This is a genomic window from Enterococcus sp. AZ128 (assembly GCF_051714485.1).
GTDB lineage: Bacteria > Bacillota > Bacilli > Lactobacillales > Enterococcaceae > Enterococcus_A.
In genome coordinates this window covers 355,467-380,482 of the sequence record NZ_JBIORZ010000002.1, presented here as the reverse complement: position 1 = coordinate 380,482, position 25,016 = coordinate 355,467, and the positions used below count along the sequence as shown (strand labels likewise).

Annotated in this window: 22 protein-coding genes; 21 read left to right on the top strand and 1 reads right to left on the bottom strand. The window is 39.3% G+C overall.

Features of this window, described 5'->3' with window-relative positions; translation table 11 throughout:
• Positions 1-34 precede the first annotated feature (34 nt).
• The 6 genes from IGI38_RS13705 to IGI38_RS13680 all read left to right on the top strand — a co-directional run bounded on the left by IGI38_RS13705 (position 35) and on the right by IGI38_RS13680 (position 8,209).
• A complete protein-coding gene (locus tag IGI38_RS13705; RefSeq protein ID WP_438731458.1) occupies positions 35-871 on the top strand; it encodes a LytR/AlgR family response regulator transcription factor in 837 nt (278 codons plus the stop codon).
• The gene (locus tag IGI38_RS13700) at positions 868-2,154 is read left to right on the top strand and encodes a sensor histidine kinase (RefSeq protein ID WP_438731455.1); all 1,287 of its coding nucleotides are present in this window, start codon (positions 868-870) and stop codon (positions 2,152-2,154) included. Before IGI38_RS13705 ends, IGI38_RS13700 begins: the two co-directional genes overlap by 4 nt.
• Positions 2,155-2,391: 237 nt before the next feature.
• Positions 2,392-3,225 carry a BglG family transcription antiterminator LicT gene (gene licT, locus IGI38_RS13695; RefSeq protein ID WP_438731451.1) on the top strand — a complete coding sequence of 278 codons (834 nt, stop codon included), beginning with the start codon at positions 2,392-2,394 and terminating at the stop codon, positions 3,223-3,225.
• 402 nt (positions 3,226-3,627) lie between these two features.
• Positions 3,628-5,475: a beta-glucoside-specific PTS transporter subunit IIABC gene (locus IGI38_RS13690; protein ID WP_438731449.1), complete on the top strand. Its 1,848-nt coding sequence runs from the start codon at positions 3,628-3,630 to the stop codon at positions 5,473-5,475.
• Positions 5,476-5,505: 30 nt separating this feature from the next.
• A complete protein-coding gene (locus IGI38_RS13685) occupies positions 5,506-6,918 on the top strand; it encodes a glycoside hydrolase family 1 protein (protein ID WP_438731446.1) in 1,413 nt (470 codons plus the stop codon).
• 142 nt (positions 6,919-7,060) lie between these two features.
• A complete protein-coding gene (locus IGI38_RS13680; protein ID WP_438731444.1) occupies positions 7,061-8,209 on the top strand; it encodes a cation:proton antiporter in 1,149 nt (382 codons plus the stop codon).
• A gap of 46 nt (positions 8,210-8,255) precedes the next feature.
• Here the strand turns inward: IGI38_RS13680 and IGI38_RS13675 are convergent, their stop codons facing one another.
• Positions 8,256-8,855, bottom strand: coding sequence for a YczE/YyaS/YitT family protein (locus IGI38_RS13675; RefSeq protein ID WP_438733375.1), 600 nt, complete (start codon positions 8,853-8,855; stop codon positions 8,256-8,258).
• A 79-nt stretch (positions 8,856-8,934) separates the two neighbouring features.
• On the opposite strand from IGI38_RS13675, the gene IGI38_RS13670 reads away from it, so the two are divergent.
• From IGI38_RS13670 to IGI38_RS13600, 15 genes are all read left to right on the top strand, one after another.
• A complete protein-coding gene (locus tag IGI38_RS13670; RefSeq protein WP_438731441.1) occupies positions 8,935-9,591 on the top strand; it encodes a cyclic nucleotide-binding domain-containing protein in 657 nt (218 codons plus the stop codon).
• A 391-nt stretch (positions 9,592-9,982) separates the two neighbouring features.
• Entirely contained in the window at positions 9,983-12,646 is a 2,664-nt protein-coding gene (locus IGI38_RS13665; protein ID WP_438731438.1) for a pectate lyase-like adhesive domain-containing protein, read from the top strand.
• 8 nt (positions 12,647-12,654) lie between these two features.
• On the top strand, positions 12,655-13,047 hold the full coding sequence (locus IGI38_RS13660; RefSeq protein ID WP_438731436.1) for an LPXTG cell wall anchor domain-containing protein: 393 nt from the start codon (positions 12,655-12,657) through the stop codon (positions 13,045-13,047).
• Positions 13,022-13,747 carry a WxL domain-containing protein gene (locus IGI38_RS13655; RefSeq protein WP_438731434.1) on the top strand — a complete coding sequence of 242 codons (726 nt, stop codon included), beginning with the start codon at positions 13,022-13,024 and terminating at the stop codon, positions 13,745-13,747. The genes IGI38_RS13660 and IGI38_RS13655 overlap by 26 nt, the downstream gene beginning before the upstream one ends.
• A 37-nt stretch (positions 13,748-13,784) precedes the next feature.
• Positions 13,785-14,564, top strand: a complete 780-nt coding sequence (locus IGI38_RS13650) for a WxL domain-containing protein (protein WP_438731431.1) — start codon at positions 13,785-13,787, stop codon at positions 14,562-14,564.
• Between the two features lie 24 nt (positions 14,565-14,588).
• Positions 14,589-15,326, top strand: coding sequence for a WxL domain-containing protein (locus IGI38_RS13645; protein WP_438731428.1), 738 nt, complete (start codon positions 14,589-14,591; stop codon positions 15,324-15,326).
• A gap of 69 nt (positions 15,327-15,395) precedes the next feature.
• Positions 15,396-16,469, top strand: a complete 1,074-nt coding sequence (locus tag IGI38_RS13640) for a DUF916 and DUF3324 domain-containing protein (RefSeq protein ID WP_438731425.1) — start codon at positions 15,396-15,398, stop codon at positions 16,467-16,469.
• Positions 16,447-17,208: a class A sortase gene (locus IGI38_RS13635; RefSeq protein WP_438731422.1), complete on the top strand. Its 762-nt coding sequence runs from the start codon at positions 16,447-16,449 to the stop codon at positions 17,206-17,208. The genes IGI38_RS13640 and IGI38_RS13635 overlap by 23 nt, the downstream gene beginning before the upstream one ends.
• 18 nt (positions 17,209-17,226) lie before the next feature.
• A complete protein-coding gene (locus IGI38_RS13630) occupies positions 17,227-17,820 on the top strand; it encodes a hypothetical protein (RefSeq protein ID WP_438731419.1) in 594 nt (197 codons plus the stop codon).
• Positions 17,801-19,243 (top strand): helix-turn-helix domain-containing protein, encoded by a 1,443-nt coding sequence (locus tag IGI38_RS13625; protein ID WP_438731416.1) that lies wholly within the window; start codon positions 17,801-17,803, stop codon positions 19,241-19,243. The genes IGI38_RS13630 and IGI38_RS13625 overlap by 20 nt, the downstream gene beginning before the upstream one ends.
• 97 nt (positions 19,244-19,340) lie before the next feature.
• Positions 19,341-19,823 carry a MarR family winged helix-turn-helix transcriptional regulator gene (locus IGI38_RS13620; protein WP_438731413.1) on the top strand — a complete coding sequence of 161 codons (483 nt, stop codon included), beginning with the start codon at positions 19,341-19,343 and terminating at the stop codon, positions 19,821-19,823.
• Between the two features lie 204 nt (positions 19,824-20,027).
• Complete coding sequence (locus IGI38_RS13615; RefSeq protein ID WP_438731410.1) at positions 20,028-20,738, top strand: B3/B4 domain-containing protein; 711 nt, start codon at positions 20,028-20,030, stop codon at positions 20,736-20,738.
• Positions 20,739-20,926: 188 nt separating this feature from the next.
• Positions 20,927-21,910, top strand: a complete 984-nt coding sequence (locus IGI38_RS13610; RefSeq protein WP_438731407.1) for an AraC family transcriptional regulator — start codon at positions 20,927-20,929, stop codon at positions 21,908-21,910.
• Between the two features lie 151 nt (positions 21,911-22,061).
• The gene (locus IGI38_RS13605) at positions 22,062-23,387 is read left to right on the top strand and encodes an MFS transporter (RefSeq protein ID WP_438731403.1); all 1,326 of its coding nucleotides are present in this window, start codon (positions 22,062-22,064) and stop codon (positions 23,385-23,387) included.
• Between the two features lie 23 nt (positions 23,388-23,410).
• On the top strand, positions 23,411-25,000 hold the full coding sequence (locus IGI38_RS13600; RefSeq protein ID WP_438731401.1) for an alpha-L-rhamnosidase-related protein: 1,590 nt from the start codon (positions 23,411-23,413) through the stop codon (positions 24,998-25,000).
• The last annotated feature ends 16 nt before the right edge of the window (positions 25,001-25,016 follow it).

The following is a 25,016-nucleotide window of genomic DNA, read 5'->3' as shown; positions in this document are numbered from 1 at the left end:
AAACATTTAAATAGCAAAAAGACAAAATTGTCTGATGATTTTAATTAAATTATTAGGCAATTTTTTAGCTATGTTTGCTAAGACATTCTATACTATGATAAAAGTACTCAAAGTAGGTGTGGGAATGAAAATCTATGTAATTGACGATCAATTTGTAATAAGAAAAAAAATAATTAAAGTAATTCAAGATTTAAACCGATTTCCTTTTGAATTTATAGAAGTGAGTAATGAACGATCTTTCTATAAGGAATTAGATTCTTTAGAAATTGACGATTCAACACTATTTCTGATTGATATTGAATTGAAAAATTATTTTAATGGGATTGATTTAGCAGGAAAAATAAGAGAAAAAAATGTCAACTGTTTTATTGTTTTTATCACATCATTTGAAACCTATGGAATGGAAATCATTAATCGCCAGATTTTACCATTTGCCTATTTGAGCAAGAATTTGTCAATGGATCATCTTACTGCAAAAGCCAGACAATTAATTGACAGCTATCTAATGACAGTTGAGGACAGAGAAAGTAATGAAATAAAAATCACTGTTGAGTCCAACAATCAAAAAGTCATTGTTTACGAAAAGAACATTATATATATATCAACAATACCAGGGTATAAAAAGATGTTACTCATTAAATTGGTTGAAGGAGAAATGTTAGTTACAAGTCGACTTAAAAGTATTCGTGAGCAGTTAAGTGCGCCTTATTTTTTTAAAGAGTTGAAATCTTTTATAATCAATTTAAAACAAATTGAAAAAATTGATCAGTCAGAAGGGATTATCCAATTTGAAGATCAAACAATTTTGGATGTTGGTATTTCTGGAACTAGAAAGATAAATCAATATTTAAAAAGGAATGATCTAGAATGACAAATACTTACTCAATTGCTCTTTACGCTCTAAATTATATGATCATTTTATGGGCGTTGCTAAATCATCGCTTTATCCTTCAAAAGGGTACCAACTTTTTAACACTTTTCCTATTACTTGCTTTTGCGGTAAGTTTCTTTTCAAAAAACTTATACGCAGTGATTTATATTTATGTGTTGTATGTGATTGAGTATTTAATCATGAGGCATTATTTGTCGAGTTGGCTTTTACCATCAGTACTGATTATTCTACAAGATATGCTAGTGACTTTTGTACGATTAGTAACATTCTATTTACCAGTCTATTTTTCCAAAAATGCTATTTTTACGAATATGTATGATTTATTTCTAATTGCTTGCATTCAAGCGATTTTGATAGCCGTTATTTCATTTATTCTGAAAAAGTTAGATAAAAAATATGCAGTTGCCCCAATGTTGAAAGAACTGAAGGAGAACTATCCTCTGCAGGGATTTTTTTTATTAATTCTATTCTTTCTATTGCTCACTAGCCACTTATACCTATATGTAAAAAGGTATCATTTCACGCTTTTTGTTCTAATCGTATTGATTATTCTTCTAACCTTTACATTGCTTTCCCTAATCACTTTGGTCAATAAAAATTATCAAAAAGAATCCTTCTTGAAAGATCTAAACCTGTCTGTAGAGGAGGAAAGACATAACTATGAACTTGCTAGAGAATATCGGCATGATTTCAATTCTGCACTTTTAGGTTTAAGTGAGTACTTGGCCAATGAAGATATTAAAGGAGCTAAAGAATACCTAGCAGAACTAACAGAAACGACTGCCGACTATTTAAAGGATTATCACCATTCTCAATTGGTATCAATTCAAAGTGCTGCGTTGCGAGGCTTAATCGCAAGGTTTATAGAAAAATGTCGAGAAAATGGTATATATTTTGAGCTTATTGTAGAAGACCAAGGTCATCCAATACCGATTAATCAGATTGATTTATTACGAATAGTATCTATTCTCACTAATAATGCATTTGAGGCAAGTTTAGATGAACGAAATCCATATATTCATATTATGGTGACAAATAATCAAGAATTATGGGCGTTCAAAATTGAAAATGCAGTGACTAAATCTGTGGATATTACTAAGATTCTAAATAAAAATTATTCTACTAAAGATGGGCATACAGGATTAGGATTATCAAATTTGAATAAAGTATTGAAGAAATATTCCAACGCAAATTTTCAACTTCAAGTTAAATCAGAAAAATTTATTGTCTCAATTGAGATAGCTAAAAAGAGTTACTTTTAAAATATAATGAAAAACCCAATAAACCATTTTTGACTTTCTGCTCAAAAAATATTGACAGCACTTGCCGATTCATGATAACCTTTCCATAAGTTCTTGATGTTATTACTTCGGGTAAGCATGCGAGAATTAAATGAAAAATGTTGGATGTTATCACTATTAAGTGAGCAGGACCTATTTACCGCACCGTTGTCGTGTATGTAAATGGGCTTTTTTTGTGGCTAGCGAGGGAATTAATTTATGATCATAAAACGAGTGTTAAATAATAATACAGTCATTTCTTCAAACAGCAAAGGCGTCGACGTTTTGCTGATGGGTAAGGGGATCGCCTTTGGTAAGAAAAAAGGACAATCAGTAGGTTTGGAACAGATTGAAAAATCTTTTTTGCTGAAGGATAAAGAGACTCAAAGCAAGTTCACGGAATTGCTGATCAATGTGCCGATGGAGCATATTTTAGTTTCTGAAAAGATCATCAATTTCGGCAAAATTAAATTGGGTAAAAATTTAAACGAAATTATTTACGTTAATCTGACGGATCATATTCATTCGGCGATTGATCGGTATCGAGAAGGGTTGATTTTGAAAAACCCGTTGCGTTGGGATATCGCACGATTTTATCCAGATGAATATGCCGTTGGCGAAAAGGCAATCGAGATTGTCAGAAATGATTTGGGGGTATCTTTTGAGATTGACGAGGCAGCCTTTATTGCGATCCATTTTGTAAATGCAGAGATGGACAAATCGTGGGATTTTGCTTATGAAATCGCTGAGATTACTAAGAATATTGAGACGATCATCAAAAATCATTATCGCACAGAGTTTGATGAAAATTCGCTGGATTATTATCGCTTCGTCACACATGTGAAATTCTTCGCGCAGCGTTTGTTGGCAGGAGATCACTATGATGACGAAGATGAGGAATTATTGAATACATTGAAGCATAAGTATGAAGGCGAATATGCCAGTGCATTAGAGATCAAGGACTATGTGCAAAAGGATTTTGAGTATGAATTAAGCTCAACCGAATTGCTTTATTTGACCGCACATATTCGTCGTATTACCAAAAATTTGTAACTAGGATTGTTATCCCACCGGAGCATGACCTAGAGCTTGTCTAACAAGGCAGCTTTAGGTCTTTTTTTGCCAGTTCCGCTCTTCGCAGTTTATATGGTAAATGCACAAATTAGTCATTTACAAAAAAATAAATGGCTTAATAAACTAGCGGAATGGTATGCGCAACGAGAATCAAACTCATTTTTCCGAACTAGGAAAAATGAATCCCAAGCAAGAGATAGCTGCCAGTTCCACTCTTCACAGTTTATATGGTAAATGCACAAAATAGTGATTTACAAAAAATAAATGACTTAATAAACTAGCGGAATGGTGTGCGCAACGAAAATCAAACTCATTTACCTTGAACTAGGAAAAATGAATCTATTAAATAGGAAGAACCATATTCAGAAAAGAGGAGAAAAAATGAAGTATCAACAAACAGCAAAAGACATCTACAATGCCGTTGGCGGCAGTGAGAATATTCAGACAGCGACACACTGTGTGACGCGTCTACGTTTGATCCTTAAAAATCAGGATCAAGTAAATGATGATGAAGTAAAGGCGATTCCCGGTGTTATGGGAGTGATGAAAAAAGCAGGGCAATATCAAGTGATTTTAGGCAACGATGTGGCGAACTATTATCGTGCGTTTGCTAAATTAGGAAATTTCAGTTCTGATCCGGTTGCATCAACAGAAAAGAAGAATATCTTTGAAACCTTGGTCGATGTAATTTCCGGCTGTATGTCTCCATTGATTCCGGCTTTGCTAGGAGGCGGAATGATCAAAGTTCTATTGATTGTCCTGCCGTTGATAGGGGTTTTGAGTGAGGCATCCTCTACGTATGCTGTTCTGTCGTTCTTTGGTGATGCGCCCTTCTACTTTATGCCAGTGATGTTGGCGTTCACGGCTTCACAGAAATTTGGCGTAACACCGATGTTAGCTGTAGCAGTAGGCGGGATCATGCTGCACCCGAACTTTGCGGCGATGGTTACAGCGGGCGATCCAGTTAGTATCTTTGGGTTGCCAATCACATTAGCGAGTTATGGTTCATCGGTTATTCCGATTTTGATCATGGTTTGGCTGATGAAATACATTGAAGCCTTTTTCAACCGAATCATTCCAGCAGTGATGAAGAACCTTTTACAGCCTTTGTTGGTTTTATTGTTGTCCGGTATTATTGCGTTAGTTGTCGTTGGTCCTCTTGGAACATTTGCCGGACAAGGCTTATCGGCGGCGGTAATTTGGATTCAAGCAAAAGCAGGTTGGTTGGCACTTGGCTTGATGTCTGCTTTGATGCCATTGATCGTTATGACCGGAATGCATTGGGCTTTTGCACCGATTTTCTTGATCGCTTCCCCAGCTACACCGGATATGCTGATTTTACCAGCGATGCTAGCGGCGAATATTGCGCAGGGAGCTGCAGCACTTGCTGTTTCGATGAAAGCGAAAGATAAAAATTTAAAACAGGTGGCGTTAGGGGCAGGAATTTCAGCTTTATTAGCTGGGGTAACAGAACCAGCATTATATGGTGTTACGTTGAAATATAAAAAACCATTGTATGCGGCGATGATCTCTGGGGCTTTATGCGGGATCTTTATGGGAATTACCGGAGTAGAATCTTATGCTTTCGCAGTTCCGTCACTTGTAGCTCTTCCGCAATTTATCAACGGCAGTATTGATGGCAACTTTATCAATGCTTGTATCGTAGCTGCGGCTTCTATCGTGATTACATTTGTTTTGACATGGTTCTTTGGGATTGACGAGGAAGTTCCGACAGATGATCGTGTTTTAGAGGTTGTCGAAGGCGGCAGCAGTGATCCGAAGAAAGTTTTAGCGCCGGTAAAGGGTAAAGTCATTCCATTGGAAAAGGTCAACGACTCTGCTTTTTCTAGCAAAGTGATGGGACAAGGCATTGCGATCGTTCCTGAAGAAAATACGATTGTTGCTCCTTTTGACGGCACGGTTTCGGCGTTATTCCCCACAAAACACGCGATTGGATTGACCAGTGAAGCTGGGATGGAGTTGCTGATCCACGTAGGAATTGATACTGTAGAATTAAATGGGAAGCATTTTAAAAGTTTGGTTGCTGCTGGTGATACGGTCAAAGCAGGTCAACCATTATTGACGGTTGATTTTGCGGCTGTAAAGGCTGCTGGTTATGATACGGTTATTCCGATTGTCGTAACAAACAGCGACACATTTATCGATGTAGTACCAAAAGACGAAATGAAAACAGCTGATTATGAAGAGGCTGTATTATATGTGATTTAAGCGAGAACAAGGATTGGAGGAACGTGGAACATGAGTAAATTTCCAAATGATTTTTTATGGGGCGGCGCTGTCGCTGCGAATCAATGTGAAGGGGCTTATCTTGAGGATGGCAAAGGTCTGACTGTGCAGGATGTGACTCGCAAAGGGTGGCATGAAGCACCTACTGAAGAGCCGATGGAAGATAATTTGAAGCTGGTGGGCATTGATTTTTATCATCGCTATAAAGAAGATATTCGTTTATTCGCGGAGATGGGCTTCAAGGTTTTCCGACTGTCGATCGCCTGGGCACGAATTTTTCCGCAAGGGGATGAGCAGGAACCCAACGAAGCAGGACTAGCATTTTATGATGAGGTGTTTGATGAATGTCTGAAGTATGGCATCGAACCGTTAGTGACACTTTCTCATTATGAAACGCCGCTGCATTTAACACGGACCTATGATGGCTGGCGCAATCGTAAAATGATCGATTTCTTTGAGCATTACGTTCGCACTGTTTTCAAGCGTTACAAGGATAAGGTCAAATACTGGCTGACATTTAATGAAATCAATTCGATCACGCATGTGCCATTTCTAAGCGGAGGCATTAATACACCGAAGGAAGAACTAACACAGCAGGATATTTATCAGGCGATCCATCATGAGCTGGTTGCCAGCAGTCGTGCAGTTCAAGCTTGTCATGAGATAATTCCGAAGGCGCAGATTGGTTGCATGATTCTAGGTGTACCAGTCTATCCGTTAACGCCAAAACCAGAGGATGTATTAAAATCCTTGGCTACCGAACGAGAAAACTTTTTCTTCTCGGATGTGCAGGTACGCGGTTATTATCCAAGCTATTCTAAGCGGATGTTTAAAGAAAATAAGATTGAGTTGGACATTCTGCCACAGGATCTAGAAGATTTGAAGCACACCGTGGACTTCATTTCCTTCAGTTATTACATGAGTATTTGCGAATCCGCTGATCCAACGAAAGAAGCAGGAGAGGGCAATATCATCGGCGGCATTCCGAACCCCTATTTAAAGGCGAGTGAATGGGGCTGGCAGATCGATCCGAAAGGGCTGCGTTACTACTTGAATATTTTATATGATCGTTACCAAAAACCAGTATTCATCGTTGAAAATGGCTTAGGAGCAGTTGATGAGCTGGTTACTTTAGAAAATGGTGAAAAAACGGTCATCGATGATTACCGGATTGACTATATGAATGATCACTTGGTCCAAGTTGAGGAAGCGATCGAAGATGGGGTACCTGTGATGGGATATACCTCTTGGGGCTGCATTGATTTAGTCAGCTTTACTACGGCGGAGATCAAAAAACGCTACGGTATGATCTATGTGGATCGCAATAGTGATGGTTCTGGTACACTGGAACGTTATAAAAAGAAAAGTTTTGATTGGTATAAAGAAGTGATCACTTCAAACGGAGAATCATTGGTTAAACAATAGAAAAATGGCATCCGCGCTTCACGAGTCATGAGGTGCGGATGCTTTTTTTGTTCGATTTATTTTTCCGATAGACTTCCTAGTTGGAAACGAATACAATTGCATTAATACTAACTTTTCAGTTTGCAATTGTGGAGGTGAAGAGATGGAATTTATTGGGGTTTTGTGTCTGATTTTAGTGAGTGTCACTGTGGCGAGCCACTTCTCGCGAAGAATGGGAATCCCCGCCGTGATCGGGCAGCTACTCGTGGGAATACTGCTGGGAAACGGCGGACTGAGGATTGTCCATCCCGACATTCTAGTGAAGGATTTTTCTGAGATTGGCGTCATATTGTTGATGTTTCTGGCAGGAATCGAAAGCAATTTGCCGTTGCTGCGGAAGTATTTTCGACCGGGTGTCTATGTGGCTTTGCTGGGAATTTTTTTCCCGCTTTTATTAGGGACAGGCAGCGGGAATTTGTTCGGTGTACCAATGAATCAGTCCTTTTTCTTCGGTTTGATTTTAGCGGCAACGTCCGTCAGTATTTCAGTGGAGGTTCTAAAAGAGCTAAAAGTAGTCAATACCAAGGAAGGATCGACTATTCTCGGTGCAGCCGTCGTTGACGACATTTTAGTTGTGCTGATTGTCAGCCTGTGTATGCCATTATTAGGCGTGGAAGGCGGAAGCGATCAATCGTTGGGCTTCATGCTGATTGCGCAGATTCTATTCTTCGTAGCGGTTTTCTTTTTAATTCGCTGGGGCGCGCCTTATTTAATGAATCTGAGTAAAAAAATCTTCGCGCAGTCTTCTGTTATCATCGTCTCTTTGACTTTATGTTTAAGCATGTCCTATCTAGCGGATCTTATTGGGTTAAGCTCGGTAATCGGCGCATTTTCAACCGGGATCGCGATCGGTCAGACAAATGTTTGGAAAGACGTGCGTTACAATATTGAAGCGATCGGTTACGCGGTGTTCATTCCAGTCTTTTTTATCAGTATTGGGCTAGAAGTGACCTTCAACGGACTCACGAAGCAATTGCTGTTTATTACGGTCTTTACCGCCATCGCGATTTTTTCAAAACTGCTTGGCGGCTATATGGGCAGCAGGTTCTCTGGGTTTGATAATCAAAGCAGCTTGATGGTAGGTTCTGGGATGGTTTCCCGGGGAGAGATGGCGCTGATTATCGTGCAATTAGGTTTTCAAGCACACTTAGTGGTGGGAAAATATTACTCCGCGATCATCCTCGTGATTTTATTTACGACCTTATCTTCGCCATTTTTATTAAAATATTTTACGAAAAAACTGTATGCATAAACGCGAACATCCTGTCAGTGAAATAGCCTGACAGGATGTTTTTCGTTTAGTTCTTCGCCCAGGCAATTACAGGTGATAATAGAAGAAAGCTGATAACTGTTCCTTCCCGCACCATCAAGTTCAGGTGAAAGGTGAATGTCAGAATCAATGCGATTAGAATACAGTACAGATCAATACTATATCGATAAAGCTTGAAGCTCTTATGCGTTCGTTCGGATAAAAATAGACAAAAGGTCTCAATCGGAAATTTAAGTAGTTGATAGTTTAAAACTTTCCCCGTTCCGATCCCTGCGATGATTGTTCCTAGAATAAAAAGCAGACAGTTAAAAATATAGGAATGTAGCGTAAAAAGTGGAAAAATAAAATAAGTAAAGAGATTAATCGTTGACCCAAAGAACAGCAGGGCAATCCCCATTGTCAGATAGTTTTTCAACTTTCGCTGGGAATCTAGCGCCAAACAGGCAATCAAAAATAAGAAATTCATTTCAGCGGTGATCGTCCCGATTTTAATTTGACTAAATTCAGCTAATGTCGCATTTAATGAGTTGAAGCTGCTGACACCTATACTGGCCTTTAACGTCAAACTGATCCCAAAGGCACTGAGCAGGTAATATAAAAAGGAAAGGGTCATTTTTTTTCGATTCATCATATTTGTTCCTCCGATAACTAATTGATAGGATGAGTATGACGGAATTAAAAAAATCCAACTAGGAGATATAGCCTAAATGAAGAAAGAAAAATATGTGGAATCAAACAAACTGCCGGAATACTCATTTTTAACCAAGGCGATCTTAGACCAAAGCTATCTGATTGACTACGAACGGAATGAAAAAATCGTCAGTCAACTAGCTAAGCTAAACTTTTTATTTCTTATTATAGAAGGGAAAGCCCGCATCATCCAACAAGAGCCCAACGGAAAAAATCTCATATTACAATTCCTTGAAGCAGGTGATTTTATTGGTGAGCTGACCATAGTAAAAGCAGAAGAAGCGCCTAAGGATGTGATCGCTATCGGTGCTGTTCGCTGTTTAGCGATCCCGTTGAACATAGTAGAGCGATCTTTAATGAGGGGTGCAGAATTTCCAACCTTTATCGCTCAATACATTGGAAAGAAACTCTTATTGCGAATGGAGCATTTTTCGAATGCGCAAACGTTTGAACTGAAGTATCGTCTGGCTGCATTATTGATAGAGGTCGCAGTGAATAATCAATACAGTGAAAACAATACGCAAATCGCTGATTATTTGGGTGTCAGTTATCGCCATCTAACGCATACATTTAAATACTTGCGGGAAAATGGTTATATCAGGAAGAATAAACCCGGTTATTTAATCAATTCAGAGAAGCTATCTGAATTGATCCAAGCAGGGAATGAGACGTAACTAAGACTATGCTTATCGAAAAATCACTCATAACGAGTCAATAAATAAGAAAAAACTTCTGAATTTTAATAAAATTAGGAGTTTTTTTATTTTTTAAAAAAATATTTTGGTATAGACGAAATAACACGGAAATTAGATTGTAATCATTATAAATAAATTGTTATTTAAGTGTTCTGTTTTCACTAGGGGGAAGGAATCATTTAAGAAATTGAATTGTAATGTAACTAGGATTATTTTTTTGATATAAATCTTGCATAATTGGGTTTGGTTTCGTTGGAACTATATTAATAAAACGTTGGTTATAAGTTAATTATCAATTTTTTTAAAAATAATTATAAAAAATGGGTTTTAAATGTGTTAGGATTTTGGATGTGAAGTAGGTGAGAAAAAAATGAACCGGCGGAGAATAATTTTTTTCTTATTACTAATTATTTTACTTCCGAATGTGAGTGTCTTTTCTGTAGAAGCTGAGGAAATGACGACGTCCTCAAGCAGTATATCCGAGAAAACGGACCAAAATACAGAGGATGACTTGACCCCCAGCGAAAATGCAAATACTGCTGATGACACAAGCAAGGAAAAAGAAACGACAGATTCAAAATCTGTTTCAGAGGAAACAAAAGAAACAACAAAGGATTCTAAAACAAAAGAAGAAACGATAGAAAGTTCAGAAGCGAAAGAGGATAGTGAAGAGGTCAAAAAAGCGGATTTGCGACTTTTAGCAGCAAATGAGGCTGAGGTAAGTACTTGGACTGACTTTGTGAATGCCATTCGAGACGAAACGATCACAAAAATCATTTTAACCGCAAGTTTCGATAATCCTAGTGCATCAGATGCCAGGCTTTCTGCGTACGCAAGAAAAAATGACTTAGAAATTGATGGACAAGGCTATCGGGTGAATTTTAAAGATTCATCGATTTATTTAGCTTCACCGCAGAATACTATCGGTTCCTTTCATATGCATGATATCGTTTTAAATCAAACCTATGCCGGGGGCTATTCAGAAGATATTGTCGGAACTCGGTTGATTACTGCAAATGGTGTCAAGTGGAAATATCGGTTTGGGAATATCACTACTGAACCTGGTGTGCAACGATTAGCGAGAGCTTCTCATTCAGAAGTGAGAGTTTACGGTGAGATGGATATCAATACCCGGGCAGAAAACTTCTACTTGGGCAGTCTCATTATGGAGGATGGAACGAATTATAAAGGAAACGTGAACTATTACAATTTTTCTGTCTTTTGGTACAACGATGCAGCGAATGCCGGGTCAACCGGGGCTTCCAGAGAATTTACGATCGGAAAGAATTGTCGTGTCGATGTCGGACAAACGCAAACAGTTGGACGTACATATCCTGCTGTTTACCATCACTATCTTTCACTAACGGTTGGCGAAAACAGTGTTTACAACGTCGATATGCCAGGAAATGCGGTACGTTTTGATGATGCTGGCGCAGGAATGACGATCAAAAAGGGTGCTGTCGTGAATTTGACGAGTAAACAGGCCTCAGGGTCAGTAGTAGCTTTTAGTAACAATAATACCTATCTGAATGCAGAGCCTGGAAGTTACCTTTATGTAATCGGGACAAGTAGTCAGCCCTTGATCAATTTAGCAGCAGACGCTACAGGGGTCGCGAGTGTCAATCGAACAGGGAACTCTTTAACATTGAACAGCCCAGCTCAATATGATTTACGAAATTTACATGACAGTCGAACAGCTGTAAATGTTGCCTATGGGAATACTGCAAATAACACATTCTCCATTCTTGATTCGGATATCGATTTATGGAAGGTCGGCGTTCCAGTTCTTGGGCCATCTAACGAAACTTATGCAAAAGTTCCAAGTCTTAAGGTTGTTGGAAGTGGAAGTGGGGAAGTTGTAACGACGTCAGTCGCTTCACTGAATCAATTCAAACAAGCCAATTATCGCCGAATCTCAGGAATGAATCAGAATCCCAAGATTGAATGGACACCGGTTACAGATGCAGACAAGACGATCAAAGGACGTGTAATCATCGGGGAGGTTCCAGACAATAATGGACTAGTTGCTGGAGAAATCAAATATATTCCGGTCTATGCCTCAGAAAATCAAGCGAAGGTCAGCTTGACTGATACATATGGGAATGTTAGAGACAATCTATCAACAGATGCAAACGGCTATGTTTCTTATTCAGATACAAATGATCCGATCCAATTTCAAAAAGCTGGTGAAAAAATCTCAGGTATTGCCGAACGAGGACCATGGATCACACCTGATCCAATTGAAGCGACTGTTATTGATGCAACACCGCCAGAACCCGCTAAAGTAGATCATTCGGACGCCATCCAAAGTACGACTACTAAGCTAACGGGAACTGGGGAGCCTAACAGCATTATAACATTAACCGTAAACGATCAGCCATCGGGAATTCCAGGACAGCTGGTCGGCGCGGATGGAAAATGGGAGATTGATATCTCTAGTTTGAATCTTGTGAAAGATGATGTTCTTCAATTCTTTTTACAGGATCAAAGCGGACCAATCACTGAACTTAGTGAAGCAGATCGCCCTAGTACCAATAACGCGATCGGAAATATCAACCCTAAAAATGAGATGACCTATCGGGATGCAACATTTAAAGCAGCAACAAAAGCGACAGTTGTCGGCTATCTGTCACTAGCTTCCGTTCCAGACGGATTAGAGTTTGGCGACAATCAAGTATCGAATAAAACAGAAAACTATCGTCCGACGATTAGTGGCGATTTAGTCGTATCAGATACTCGTGGCGGAGCCAAAAAACCTTGGCGTCTGACGTTGAATCAATCGGAAGAATTGAAGAATGGTTCGATTTCTTTAGAGGATGCGCTTTATTACACTTCTCAATTAGGTGAAAAGCAAATTACGACAGCGACACAAATCGTGGAGTCGGGCGAGTTTACTTCTGACGGCTCAAAGAATATTTCAGCTGATTGGCAAGGTAACAACGGCTTCAAGCTGACAGTACCTGTCGAAAAACAACGTGTCGGCGACTATTCAGGCAAATTGTCATGGAAACTAGAAGATGTCCCAGGAAATTAGGTGAGTAGATGAGACGATTAGTGATAAATAGTTTGTTAATAATGCTGGCGTTCCTTACTACTGTACCTGTCTTTGCGGCAGATGCTAACTATGATAGTAACGGGGTTACAGCCTTTTATGGAAAATATGAATACCCAAAGGAAGATCCTGAAAAAGAACAGCCGTCAAAAAAAGAAGAAACCGACAATACGGCTGTACATGAAGCCGCGCAAGGAACAACAGGTGGAACAACGAGTCAAATAGCGAGCACATTGCCATCTTATAAAGGGCAAGGAGCCATCATCCCCGCAACGGGAGATACCTCTAATCTGTTAGTCTCGTTACTTGGTTTTGTCTTATTGTTGTTTGTCTTTTTCAAGTTGAAGGAGGTCGAGAATGGTGAAAAAAATTCGATTAGTTAGTTTTCTCTTCCTGCTTACTTCAACCTTGACCGGCGGAATATTAGCGCAAGCTGATGATACGGATACTCATATGAAGTATCAAAGCGGTGGAGGGACGACTGTTAAACCACTCGATCCCATGCTGCCAGATCCAACCAAACCGGTAAACCCCGTTGATCCAACCAATCCAACAGGTCCGCCAGCTGGTACTGGCGGCAGTCTGTCCTTAGACTTTGCCTCAGGGTTTCAATTTGGGAATCAAACGATTTCCACAAAAAATGAGACCTATTATGCACTTCCACAGGAATATACCGACTTTGATGGGACAAAGAAAAAGGGTCCTAATTATGTTCAAGTGACGGATGTTCGAGGAACAGGTGCAGGTTGGCAATTAAGTGTAAAGCAGAACGGGCAGTTTCAAACAGCCGAAGCGCAAAAGCTTGAAGGGGCTGAACTTCGTTTCACAAACGGTGAAATGATCTCGAATCTTTCAAATACCTACGCGCCGATGGCAAGCGGGACGCTCGAAATGCCGTTGGATGCGGAGATCGATGTGGTAAAAGCGAACAGTGAAAAAGGAATTGGTACTTGGCTGTATCGATTTGGATCAGATGAAGCCAGCGGTGGACGCTCTGTTCAATTAACGGTTCCCGGAAGCTCAGTAAAATATGCTAAAAAATATCAAACTTCCTTGACATGGAGTTTAAAAAACGTACCTTAAATAAACCTAAAAAAATGATTACAAGGAGAAAAAGACGATGAAAAACGTAAAATTAATGACCGTCGCTACTTTAGCAGCACTATCGCTATCAACTGCTGGAGGGTTGATCACTCATGCAGATTCAGTCGATTATGATTCAAATGGTGTTGTGGAATTTATTCCAAATACTGACCCAACAAAGCCTGTTGATCCAACTGACCCAGACCCAACGAATCCGGTCGACCCCGTTGATCCGACTGACCCAACAGGACCAAAACCAGGAACAGACGGACCATTATCGATCGACTATGCGTCTTCATTAGACTTTGGGGTGAATAAAATTACCAACAAAGATGAAGTCTACTATGCGAGAGCCCAACAATACAAAGACGGTCATGCAGCAACACCGAACTACGTTCAGGTTTCTGACAACCGTGGAAACAACGCTGGATGGACATTGAAGGTCAAACAAAATGGCCAATTCAAAGCAACTGGAACACTGAACGATACGTTAACAGGTTCCGAAGTGAAGCTGGTAAATCCAACAGTCAACAGTAATTCAACTGCTGTATTCCCAACAGCAGCGGCAACGATTGAACTAGACCCTGCCGGAACAGAAAGTTTAGTGATGTCAGCGCAAGTCAACCAAGGAGCTGGAACGTATTCCGATCGTTGGGGAACAGTTGAAGCAGTCAAAGAAATAGATAAAGACGGAAATGAAGTAGATGCTGATGTGACGAAGGCAGTCACATTATCAGTACCCGGCAGTACACCTAAAGATGCAGTGAAATACAGTACTTCATTAACATGGAGCTTATCAGACGTACCAGGAAATTAAGACAATCTAGGAGGATAAATACAAATGAAAAAATTTAGTTCTTTATTTTTAGCAACTGCTATTTTAGCAGGAATTACCTTAGCGCCAGCTGTGAGTTTTGCGGCTGACGGCGGCGATTATGATTCAAATGGCGTGATTACTTTTACGCCTAATACGGATATAACAGATCCGGTTGATCCAGTTGATCCAACTAATCCGGTTAAACCGGTCGATCCAACTGATCCAAGCGGTCCAAACCCAGGAACCGCAGGCCCATTGTCGATTGATTACGCGTCAAGTCTAGATTTCGGTACGCAAAAAATCACTTCTAAAGATGAAATTTACAAAGCGAAAGCGCAAAAATATATCGATAAGGATGGCGCTGAACAAACAGGTCCAAACTTTGTCCAAGTAACCGACAATCGAGGAACGGAAAAAGGCTGGACTTTGCAAATGAAACAGAACAGCCAATTTGCTACAGCAGATGCCGATGAATTGACCGGCGCAGAAATCACCTTCAAAAATGGGAATGTCGTAACTGCTTCTGCTTCAGAAAAACCTACAGGACAAGCAACAATCGCTGCAGATCCATCTGGAGCTTTGAAAAATGTAATGTCTGCGAAAGATGGTCAGGGAGCTGGAACGTACTTACTTGATTGGGGTACAGATGCCGCAACTGCAGCAGAAAGTATCGAATTGAGTGTACCTGGTTCAACGACCAAATATGCAAAGAAATATTCAACAACATTTACTTGGGTTCTTAGCGATACACCAGGAAACTAAGAAACAAAGAAGAACGAAGAAGGGATGTTTTCCAGCATCCCTTTCTTTCACTGAGAGGATATAGAGACGATGAAATTTAGAAAAATTGCGATACTAGCGGTTACGGTTTTTAGTAGTTTAACGATGGCGGCACCGAGTTTTGCTTCAGAGTTCAATTTTGCAGTGACACCGAAACCGTCAGAAAACCAAATTGATAAGCAAAAGACATATTTTGATTTATTGCTGGCTCCGAATCAAGAAGAGACACTGACCGTTGATTTACGAAATGATACGGATAAAGAAGTTGTAGTAGAAGCCCAGATCAATAGCGCCACAACAAATGGCAACGGCGTTGTTGAATACAGCGACAATGATATCAAAGCGGACAAAACGTTGAAATACGATATCAAAAATTACGTAGAAGCGCCGAAAGAGATTACGTTAAAACCACAATCAGCGGCTGAATACAAAGTAAAAATACATATGCCAAACGAAAAATTTGCTGGCGGTATCACATTTAAAGAGAAAACAGACAATCAAACCAGCGCTTCATCGGACAAAAATGACAAAGGCTTAGCGATCAAAAATGAATATTCATATGTCGTGGCTCTATTGATGCGCCAAACGACTGAGAATGGGTCGCCTGATTTGAAGCTGCAAAGTGTTACTCCAAATCAACGCAATGCCCGCAATGTGATTCAAGGAAACCTGCAAAATCCTAATGCGACGTATTTGAATCAATTGGCGACCAAAACGACGATTACCAAAAAAGGCAGCTCTGAAGCACTTTATACAGACGAACAATCCGAAATGCAGATGGCGCCAAATTCGAACTTCAATTTATCAGTCCCGTTAAAAGGGGATCGCTTAAAAGCTGGGAAATATACAATGAAAATCGAAGCTTACGGTCAGCAAGATCAGAATGGAAGCTACTCATTCCAAGCGAAAGGCAGCCAAAAAGAAGAAAACTATCGTTATCACTGGACGATGGAAAAGGATTTCGAGATCAAAGCAGATGTAGCAAAAAAATTGAATGATTCTGATGTCACGATCAAAAAAGACTACACATGGTTATATATCCTGATCGGTATTGTTCTATTATTGTTGATCATCCTATTCTTAGTATGGCGCAAGAAAAAAAATGACAAAAAAGATCCGGTTTAGCCTTATACTGATTTACTGTGTAGCGATAACGCTTTTGTTTCTGCCATTTATGAAACAAGCGCTGATTATTTATCGGACACAAACCGTTTCGATCAAAACGACCGAAACGGTGAAACCCGCCGGAATTGTTCCGTTAGAAGCTGTTCAGCCGCCTGGACTGTCAGAAGTTTTAGCCTTTGAAAAAAATCAGACTTTTCAAACAGCTGGTCAAATCGTTATCCCAAAAGTTGAGATTAGTCTTCCGCTTTTTTCAGGGGTAACGAATGAGCAGCTTTTGATTGGTGCGGGACTGCTGTTCCCGGAAAGAAAAGCAGAGAATCAAAATATTGTTGCGATCGGTCATCATCTGGGACGGAACAATTTATTATTTGGCAAGCTGTTGAATATAGAGGTAGGGGATACGATCTATTTAGAGACCCAAAACCAGTTTTATCAATACAAGGTCAGTCAGACAAAGATTATCCAGCAGACGGAACTTCAAGCTTTAGAAAATCGAAATAAAGCGGAGATTACACTAATCACTTGTGACAAGCCGACGCACACTGAACAGCGTTTTGTAGTCAAAGGAAAACTCGTCAAACAACCCGAAAAAACGATCAAACAAAAAATTCTACAGCAGAAGGATCAGATCAGAGTAAAAAACAATCGAAAAAACCGAAATTATTGTATAATCATAGTGATTCTTTTTCTTTTCAGTTTAGCGATGGGTATAAGAATGATCATGAAGGTCAGCAGGTAAAAATGGGGGAGTAATAAAATGAAAAAAATGATGGCGCGGTCATTGATGGTGGCGCTGGGAGCATCGATATTTTTGTATTCAGAACACATCTTTGCGAATACTGTCATCTATGACCCTTTGGACCCGCAAAATACCATTACTCCAGTACCCAATGATGATCCTGAACCGAGTGATTATTTGATAGACGGAGAAGTGACCATGGAGTCAACGGCTCCGAGTTCATCCGAAGAGCAAAGAACCAATGGGATACTAGGAAACACCTTAAATAATGAGAGTCAAAATAATGCCGTACAAATTGAGAGTCAATCCGTAGCTCTATTACCTGAAAATAGGTTGGAACAAGAGGAGAAAACCAACGATTTACTGACACCAGAGCCTTATTTACCTAAATTAAAGGCTCGTCAAAAGCATCAAGTTTTGATGTTGGATGATGATTTCTTTTCTCCAATGAAGACTACTGTGCTGCCCCCGGATAGTGGCAGTGGTTCAGGCGGCGCTCCTAATGATTTTGCGGATATCGCGCAAAGCGCATATTTATTATCAGGTGTCGTCTTATATGGCGAAGCCAACGGGAAATTGACGGCAAGGATGAGTGATTATTTTGTTGGATAGTTTATTAGCAAAAGAAGAATGGCGGAAATATCAGCTTTTGAAGCGGTTAGAGCGGAGTTCTTATTTTGCGCTGTCTAAAAAAGAAATCATGGACCATTTGGAAATTTCGAATTATGTGCTTAAAAGTACAATCGAGCAATTGATCCAGGATCTTGAAAGGTATGGTTTAGCTAGAGAAATCAACGTTTTTTTAGAAGAACCTTTTGTTCAATTGGAGATTACTGGAACAGCCAGTTCGGAGACCCTTTTAGAAAAATATGTGGAAGAATCAATTGGTTTTACTATTTTATTAGGTGCGGCTTTAGGGGAATTCAAATCATTGAATGAGCTTTCCGAAAAGTCTTTGATCAGCTATCCAATTGCCTACAATAATTTCAAAGTACTGAATAATTATCTTGCAAAATACGAACTGAAGATTGATAAAAAATTTCGTTTAAACGGTGAAAGTGAAAAAAACGTTCGGTTGTTTTTGACCGAGTTGTTTTCTCGAGTCTATAAAGAACGTTGCCAGATTTTTGTTCAAACCAAGGAAAATCCTGTACGAATCAAGCTAGCTGAAGTGGAAAGTACAAAGCTGACTATTCATCAAAAAATCGGTTTGCAGCATTATCTATACGTGTCGGATCTGCGAATTCAGCAGAAAAAATATGTTGAAGAAGAAGCCTACACTGTTTTATTCAGTGAAGACATTAAAAAAGAAATGGAAGCCCCATTCTTTACGCGAGTTCCGGCTGACGCGCGTGAAGCAGAGGTGGTCGCTTTCTTGAATTATTATTATTCGCGTTCAGAGGAATTGAGTGAACACTTAAAGCTGACCGAGAGTAAACAAATTATGACTTGGAGCAAAAATCTGCTGACGAGTTTGATCGAATTCTTTCCAAAATTAATCGAATGTCCTGAAAAGTATGAGTATTTTTTGAAGCAAAGCCATTTCTTGCATTTTCAATTGATGGAAGCCAGTGGAGCGAGTGAAAATTTTCAACCGGAAATCAATATTGCCTATTTTCAGCAAAATTATCCAGCCCTATTAGAGTTTTGCAGACGGTATGTCAGTCAGTTGCAGGAAAACGAACCGGAATTGTATAAAAAGAAGAAACAGGTTCTTTTTCAGTATCTTTTTCTAATTTTAGAAGCATTTCCAAGAAACAATTTAGTCGAACCAATCAGTGTTTATGTCGATTTTTCTTTTGGACACTTGTACAATCAATTTATCACAGACAATCTAAATTTCTTCCATTTGGTTGGGGCAAAAATAATTACCGATATTGAATCTGCTGATATTTTACTGACCGATTCTAGAGATTTGGGAAATGCCCATAACGTAGAGTGTGTCGTGTGGTTATCCCCGCCGCGACCGTTAGATTGGGCCAATTTAGGACAAAAAATCATACAAAAGAGAACAGAGAAATCGAATGAAGTATAGAAGGATTTTTTCTTTCTATACTTTTTTTCTTTTATTTTTATGTTGTATTTGCAACAAAAATGAATTATATTAATCCTTATCAGATAGGAGAATGCAAATGACCGATATTCTTAGAGACATTGGAAAAATTGCTAGAGCATTGGATTCGATCGCCAATATAGAGTTTAAGGACTACCAGCTTTCTAAAGGCCAATATTTATATTTAATCCGAATTTCCGAAAATCCTGGAATTATTCCTGATAAATTGGCCGAAATGGTCAAAGTCGATCGAACGACAGCAGCTCGAGCGATTAAAAAGCTTGAAGAAAAAGGCTTTATCGAGAAGAAGAACGATTCGGAAAACAAGAAAATTCGCCGATTATTTGTAACAGCAGCTGGAGCGGAATTAGCCCAAATCATCAAGCTGGAGAATGAGTATTCAAATAAGATCGCACTGCAACATTTATCAGAACAAGAAATAGCTTTTTTTTCCAAAACCTTAAAAACAGTCGTAGCCAATATTGACGAAGAGTGGATATCCGTAAAAAAAGGCAACAAGTGGCCCTATTTAGAGCAGACTAAGGATGCCAGTTCCTCTTAATCACCTGTCAAATTAGTAGAATGGTATACGACGAGAAAATGAGACTCCTTTTTCCAAAGAGAAAAAGGAATACATTAATATGAACAAGGATGCCAGTTCCTCTTAATCATCTGCCAAATTAGTGGAATGGTATACGGCGAGAAAATGAGACTCCTTTTTCCAAAGAGAAAAAGGAATACATTAATATGAACAAGGAGTGATCACATGACAAAATTTATCGTAGATCCATCATTTTGGGAGGTCTTTCCCGCGGCACAAATCAATGTACTGATCGTAAAAGGAATTGAAGAAAATCAAGCGAAGGAAAAGACTTCGTACTTGAGTGAGTTGTTAGCGAAAGGAAAAGAAGCAGCGAAGGGGTTTCTGAATGAAGAAACCTTCAGTCAAAATCCCGTCATCAGCGAGTGGCGTGGAGCTTTTAGTCAATTTAAAACAAAAAAAGGTGCTCGTTCGTCGATTGAGGCACTCTTGAAAAGAGTTAGTCAGGACCGTGAGTTTCAGCCAATTAATCCATTGGTGGACATCTATAATAGTGTTTCATTGGAATTTGCGGTGCCGTGTGGCGGAGAAGATCTGAAAAAAATCGTAGGAGATATTCATTTAGGTCAGGCTGCTGGTGGAGAGGGATTTTTACCTTTAGGAGCCGAAGCAGATGCGCCGGCCTTACCGGGGGAAATTATCTATTATGATGAAGAGGGTGCCATTTGCCGCTGTTTGAATTGGCGGGAGGCGCAACGAACAATGCTGACAGAGAGCAGTAAAGATGTTATTTTCTTTATGGAATCAGTTAATGATCAACAAGCGCAACGTGCTGATCAAGCGATGCAAGAACTGAAGAATCGGATCACTGAATATTTTGGCGTAGAGGGAACGGATTTTATTGTGGGCGCGAAGCATTCTGTTGTGAATTGTTAAAACAAACAGGCAAGGTTGCTATAGAACCTTGTCTGTTTGGCTATGAGGACGGAGAATTTGATAGTATGAGAAATTGGATCATCGAAAAAAATCTTTCTATTTCCATGCCGACGATGCTATTCTAGAGTCGAACAGCAATGATAAACATTATGTATTTAGTTACATGTCTTTTAGTTAGGGGAGTTCGGATGAAGTATGAAGAGATGAAAGAGATGCTTAGGCGAGAAAACGAGATTGAAAAAATCCAACGCACGCAGGGGTACAATGTAAATGATCAAAACTTGCCGTTTGGAGAAGTGGCTATTCCTAAAATGCCAAGCAGCAATTTTTTTAAAGAGGGCAATATTTTTATTAATAAGCATCATCGGTATTCGGAGATGCCCAAACATACTCATGAATTTGTAGAGTTCAATTATATGCTGTCAGGGAGCTGTACCCAGTACGTCAATGATAAGAAAGTAGTATTGAATGAAGGTGAAATTATCCTGTTGGATAAGGATATCGTTCAACGGATTGATCCGCTAAGTCAAAATGATCTGTTGATCAATATCTTGCTGAAAGATGAATCCATTACAACAGATATCGTCATTAATATGGTTAAATCAACGGGATTGGTCAATGAGTTTTTAATGAATGCTTCAAATAAGGCAGGCAAGCATGATGCGTTTATCCATTTTCATTGCGGAGAAAATCATGAAATTCAAGAAATTATTCAACATCTGATTTTGGAATACTTTCAGAAGAGAAGGTATTACATGCGAGCAGCTAATTTATTACTTTCTCTTTTATTGATCGAACTTACACGAGCGATAGAGGAGGAGAGTTTGGATAATTACCAAAAAAATGATGAAGAAATTATCAACATCTTGAAGTATATTGATATCAATTTTAGACAGCTCAGCTTGAGGGATTTGGCAAAGGAATTTGGCTATAATGCAAACTATATTGGTAATAAATTGAAAAAAGAGACGGGACGAACTTTTCAGGATTTGATCAATTCTGCTAAGTATCAAACGGCGTTGGAACTGATGCAGGAAACGGATAAAAGTATCGAAGAGATTGCTTATGATATAGGCTTTAATTCCTTGCCGTCCCTCTACAAGTTATTCGCCAGATTTACCGATAAAACACCAAAACAGGTGAGAAATCAATTAGTAAAAAATGAAGTATAGAAGACTTTCCTTTATTTGAAGGTGAGTCTTTTTTTCTGTAGTTTGGATAATAACTATCTGGTTTTAGACCATAGTCGTTAGAGTGTAATGCGCTTACAATAAGTCCATAAGTTGATCAGCTAATTAGAATGATGAAATGGAGTGTGTAATTGTGAGTAATAAAAGTGATTCAAAAAAATCGTTAGTGAAGAGGTATTCTCCTTTAGCAACTGCGGCCGGAATCGGATCAATGTTGGGTTCTGGTTGTATTGTGGGGTTGTCTGCGACTATTCCAGTTTGGCAGAAAGGGTTGGAGTTGACTACTGGCCAAGTCGGAATTCTTTCTGGCGGTTTGACTTTTGCGATTGCCTTTGGCTCGATGTTTGCTGGGAATATTACTAAAGGATTTGGTTTGATTCGATCGTTTAATTGGCTAAACCTTTTTTATGCGATTGGTGCGGCAATTTGTATTTTTTCAAATAGCTTTTTGATGTTATTGGCTGGTGTCATCATCATGGGTGGTTCATCCGGTGCAGATCTCCCAATCAGCTTGACGGTTGTTTCTCATGATGCACCAGACGAAACGACATCGGCTAAGCTAGTTTCCTCAACGCAAATTTTTTGGCAAATTGGGGTCTTTATTTCTTATATTTGTTCGTTCTTGCTTTCTGGTATAGAAGGTGTATTAGGTGCTCGGATCGTATTTGCTATCTTATTCGGATTTGCAATAGTGACTTGGTTATGGCGAACTTTTTCAGCCAAATTCAAGACTTTTCATGAAGAGGGGTATGCGCGGCAAGCAGCTAACAAAACGATTGCCGAACAAGGACAGGAAGTTTCATTCAAGACTGTTCTTTTTGGGAAAAATAGAAATAAATATCTAGGGTTCTTCTTAGCAATTATTACATTCTATGTTTGTTGGAATTTATTAGCGAACACTTGGGGTCAATTTCAAACGTACGCACTAACGAATGCTGGTGCGAGTCAAACACAAGCGACAGGATTAGGGATTGTTTTAAATATCGTTTCTCTTGCTACAACTATTGTTTTCGCTTCAATCTCTGGTGGGAAATATCGGAATAAAGCTTTCTTCATTGGCGCATTTGTACAATTCTCGGCGATGGTGGGGATGGCACTGATTGGCGGAGGAGCGGGATTCATTGCTTTAGCTATTACGATTGCTTTTTACAATTTTGGGAATCCTTTAGCTGGTGAAGCCATCTATAAAGTATGGACACAGGAATCGTTTCCAGCTGAAACAAGAGCATCACTTCAAGGCTTCATCAATGGATTTTCACGACTGTGCTGCGGACTCTTTGCCTTTGTCACACCTTACTTAGTAATGCCAGATCGGATTCAAACCTCAATGATTGGATTTGCGGGCATTGTTCTAGTGGCTACAATCGCGGGAATCGTCATGATGAGATTGCAGAAGAGATATGGAACCTCTGAGAATCATGAAACAGAAATGATGCAAGATATCGATATCAAAGTATAAAAAAGTTAGCGAGGAGAATGAATATGGCGTTTACCTTTCAAATTAATGATGACGTAGTTTGGGATTATGATAAGAATTTATTAGAAAGAGCAGAGGCGAATATTCCTGAATTGATCGAGACAGAAATTCGACCAATTGGGATTGTGGAACAGATTCCTGAAAAACAACGATCAAACGATTTTGAGCTAGTCGAAAGCAAAATGGATATCGTAACTTTAAGCGATTATACTTTTGGCCGAGAAGAATCCCTGATCTTAGATTTAGGAGACCATTACGTTGGACAATTTAGTGTTGATATTGCCTCGATTGGGTCACCGATGGATGCTCCTCTATATTTACGCTTGAAGTTTGCGGAAGTACCATCAGAACTGTACGCTGATTCAAAAGATTATGATGGCTGGTTATCCCGATCTTGGATTCAAGAGGAGTACATTCACCTAGATGTCTTGCCTACTAGGCTGCAATTGCCGAGACGCTATAGTTGCCGGTATGTCGAATTAACAGTGATTGACACGTCACCAAAGTGGAAAGCAAGTTTCAGCAATCCAGTATTTGTTGCTAAAAGTTCGGTTTCTATGGCTCAATTACCAGATGTATCGATTGAAGATGACGAGCTAAAGGCGATTTACAATGTTTCTGTAAAAACATTATTAGATTGTATGCAAACTGTCTTTGAAGACGGACCAAAACGCGATCGAAGATTATGGCTAGGAGATTTACGTTTACAGGCTTTGGCTAATTATTACACGTTCAATGATTTATTTTTAGTTAAACGCTGCTTGTATCTTTTTGGCGGTATGCGAACAGACGAGGGGAAAATTCCAGCGAATGTGTTCACTGAACCGGAGCTAACTCCCGATGATACCTTTTTGTTTGACTATAGTCTCTTTTTCGTTACTTCGTTATATGACTATGTTGAACACACCAATGACTATGATGCATTGGAGAATTTGTATCCAAATGCAAAAAAAGCTGTAGATTTAGCTCTTAAGCAGGTAGATAGTGAAGGGCGATTAGTTTTGACAGAGGAATGGCCTGTATTTATTGATTGGTCGAATGATTTTGATAAATCAACCGCCGGTCAAGCAATTATGATTTATGCACTAAAAAGATATCTAAAATTAGCAGGTACCTACATTGAACCAGAAAAAGCGCGTTATCAACGGATTCTTGATAAAATGATCGATTTTTCAAAACGTTTCCTATTTGATGCAAAACGAAAACAATTTGTTATTGAAGCAACCAATGAAGTGAATGCAGCAAGTCAGGTTTGGATGGTCTTAGCAGAAGTGTTTGACAAGAAAAAGAATAAAACAATTATGCAGGAAATGGTGAAAAATCATTTTCCGATAAAAGGGATCGCCACGCCTTATATGTATCATCATGTGGTAGAAGCTTTATTTATCGCAGATTGTCCAGGAGAGGCGATCAAACTGATGAAAGGCTATTGGGGGAAAATGATTGAATTAGGAGCTGACACTTTTTGGGAAGCCTTTAAACCCGAGGAGTTAGATTTTTCGCCTTATGGCAGCCCAATTTTAAATAGCTATTGTCATGCTTGGAGTTGCACCCCTGCTTACCTGATTGGAAAGTATTTATTGGCTGACAAGTAGTTATCTATGGTTAATT

Bases quoted from the DNA above. Each gene is read 5' to 3' on its own strand.
- IGI38_RS13705 (WP_438731458.1), top strand. From the start codon at position 35: ATGATTTTAATTAAATTATTAGGCAATTTTTTAGCTATGTTTGCTAAG.
- IGI38_RS13700 (WP_438731455.1), top strand. From the start codon at position 868: ATGACAAATACTTACTCAATTGCTCTTTACGCTCTAAATTATATGATC.
- licT (WP_438731451.1), top strand. From the start codon at position 2,392: ATGATCATAAAACGAGTGTTAAATAATAATACAGTCATTTCTTCAAAC.
- IGI38_RS13690 (WP_438731449.1), top strand. From the start codon at position 3,628: ATGAAGTATCAACAAACAGCAAAAGACATCTACAATGCCGTTGGCGGC.
- IGI38_RS13685 (WP_438731446.1), top strand. From the start codon at position 5,506: ATGAGTAAATTTCCAAATGATTTTTTATGGGGCGGCGCTGTCGCTGCG.
- IGI38_RS13680 (WP_438731444.1), top strand. From the start codon at position 7,061: ATGGAATTTATTGGGGTTTTGTGTCTGATTTTAGTGAGTGTCACTGTG.
- IGI38_RS13675 (WP_438733375.1), bottom strand. From the start codon at position 8,855: ATGAATCGAAAAAAAATGACCCTTTCCTTTTTATATTACCTGCTCAGT.
- IGI38_RS13670 (WP_438731441.1), top strand. From the start codon at position 8,935: ATGAAGAAAGAAAAATATGTGGAATCAAACAAACTGCCGGAATACTCA.
- IGI38_RS13665 (WP_438731438.1), top strand. From the start codon at position 9,983: ATGAACCGGCGGAGAATAATTTTTTTCTTATTACTAATTATTTTACTT.
- IGI38_RS13660 (WP_438731436.1), top strand. From the start codon at position 12,655: ATGAGACGATTAGTGATAAATAGTTTGTTAATAATGCTGGCGTTCCTT.
- IGI38_RS13655 (WP_438731434.1), top strand. From the start codon at position 13,022: ATGGTGAAAAAAATTCGATTAGTTAGTTTTCTCTTCCTGCTTACTTCA.
- IGI38_RS13650 (WP_438731431.1), top strand. From the start codon at position 13,785: ATGAAAAACGTAAAATTAATGACCGTCGCTACTTTAGCAGCACTATCG.
- IGI38_RS13645 (WP_438731428.1), top strand. From the start codon at position 14,589: ATGAAAAAATTTAGTTCTTTATTTTTAGCAACTGCTATTTTAGCAGGA.
- IGI38_RS13640 (WP_438731425.1), top strand. From the start codon at position 15,396: ATGAAATTTAGAAAAATTGCGATACTAGCGGTTACGGTTTTTAGTAGT.
- IGI38_RS13635 (WP_438731422.1), top strand. From the start codon at position 16,447: ATGACAAAAAAGATCCGGTTTAGCCTTATACTGATTTACTGTGTAGCG.
- IGI38_RS13630 (WP_438731419.1), top strand. From the start codon at position 17,227: ATGAAAAAAATGATGGCGCGGTCATTGATGGTGGCGCTGGGAGCATCG.
- IGI38_RS13620 (WP_438731413.1), top strand. From the start codon at position 19,341: ATGACCGATATTCTTAGAGACATTGGAAAAATTGCTAGAGCATTGGAT.
- IGI38_RS13615 (WP_438731410.1), top strand. From the start codon at position 20,028: ATGACAAAATTTATCGTAGATCCATCATTTTGGGAGGTCTTTCCCGCG.
- IGI38_RS13610 (WP_438731407.1), top strand. From the start codon at position 20,927: ATGAAGTATGAAGAGATGAAAGAGATGCTTAGGCGAGAAAACGAGATT.
- IGI38_RS13600 (WP_438731401.1), top strand. From the start codon at position 23,411: ATGGCGTTTACCTTTCAAATTAATGATGACGTAGTTTGGGATTATGAT.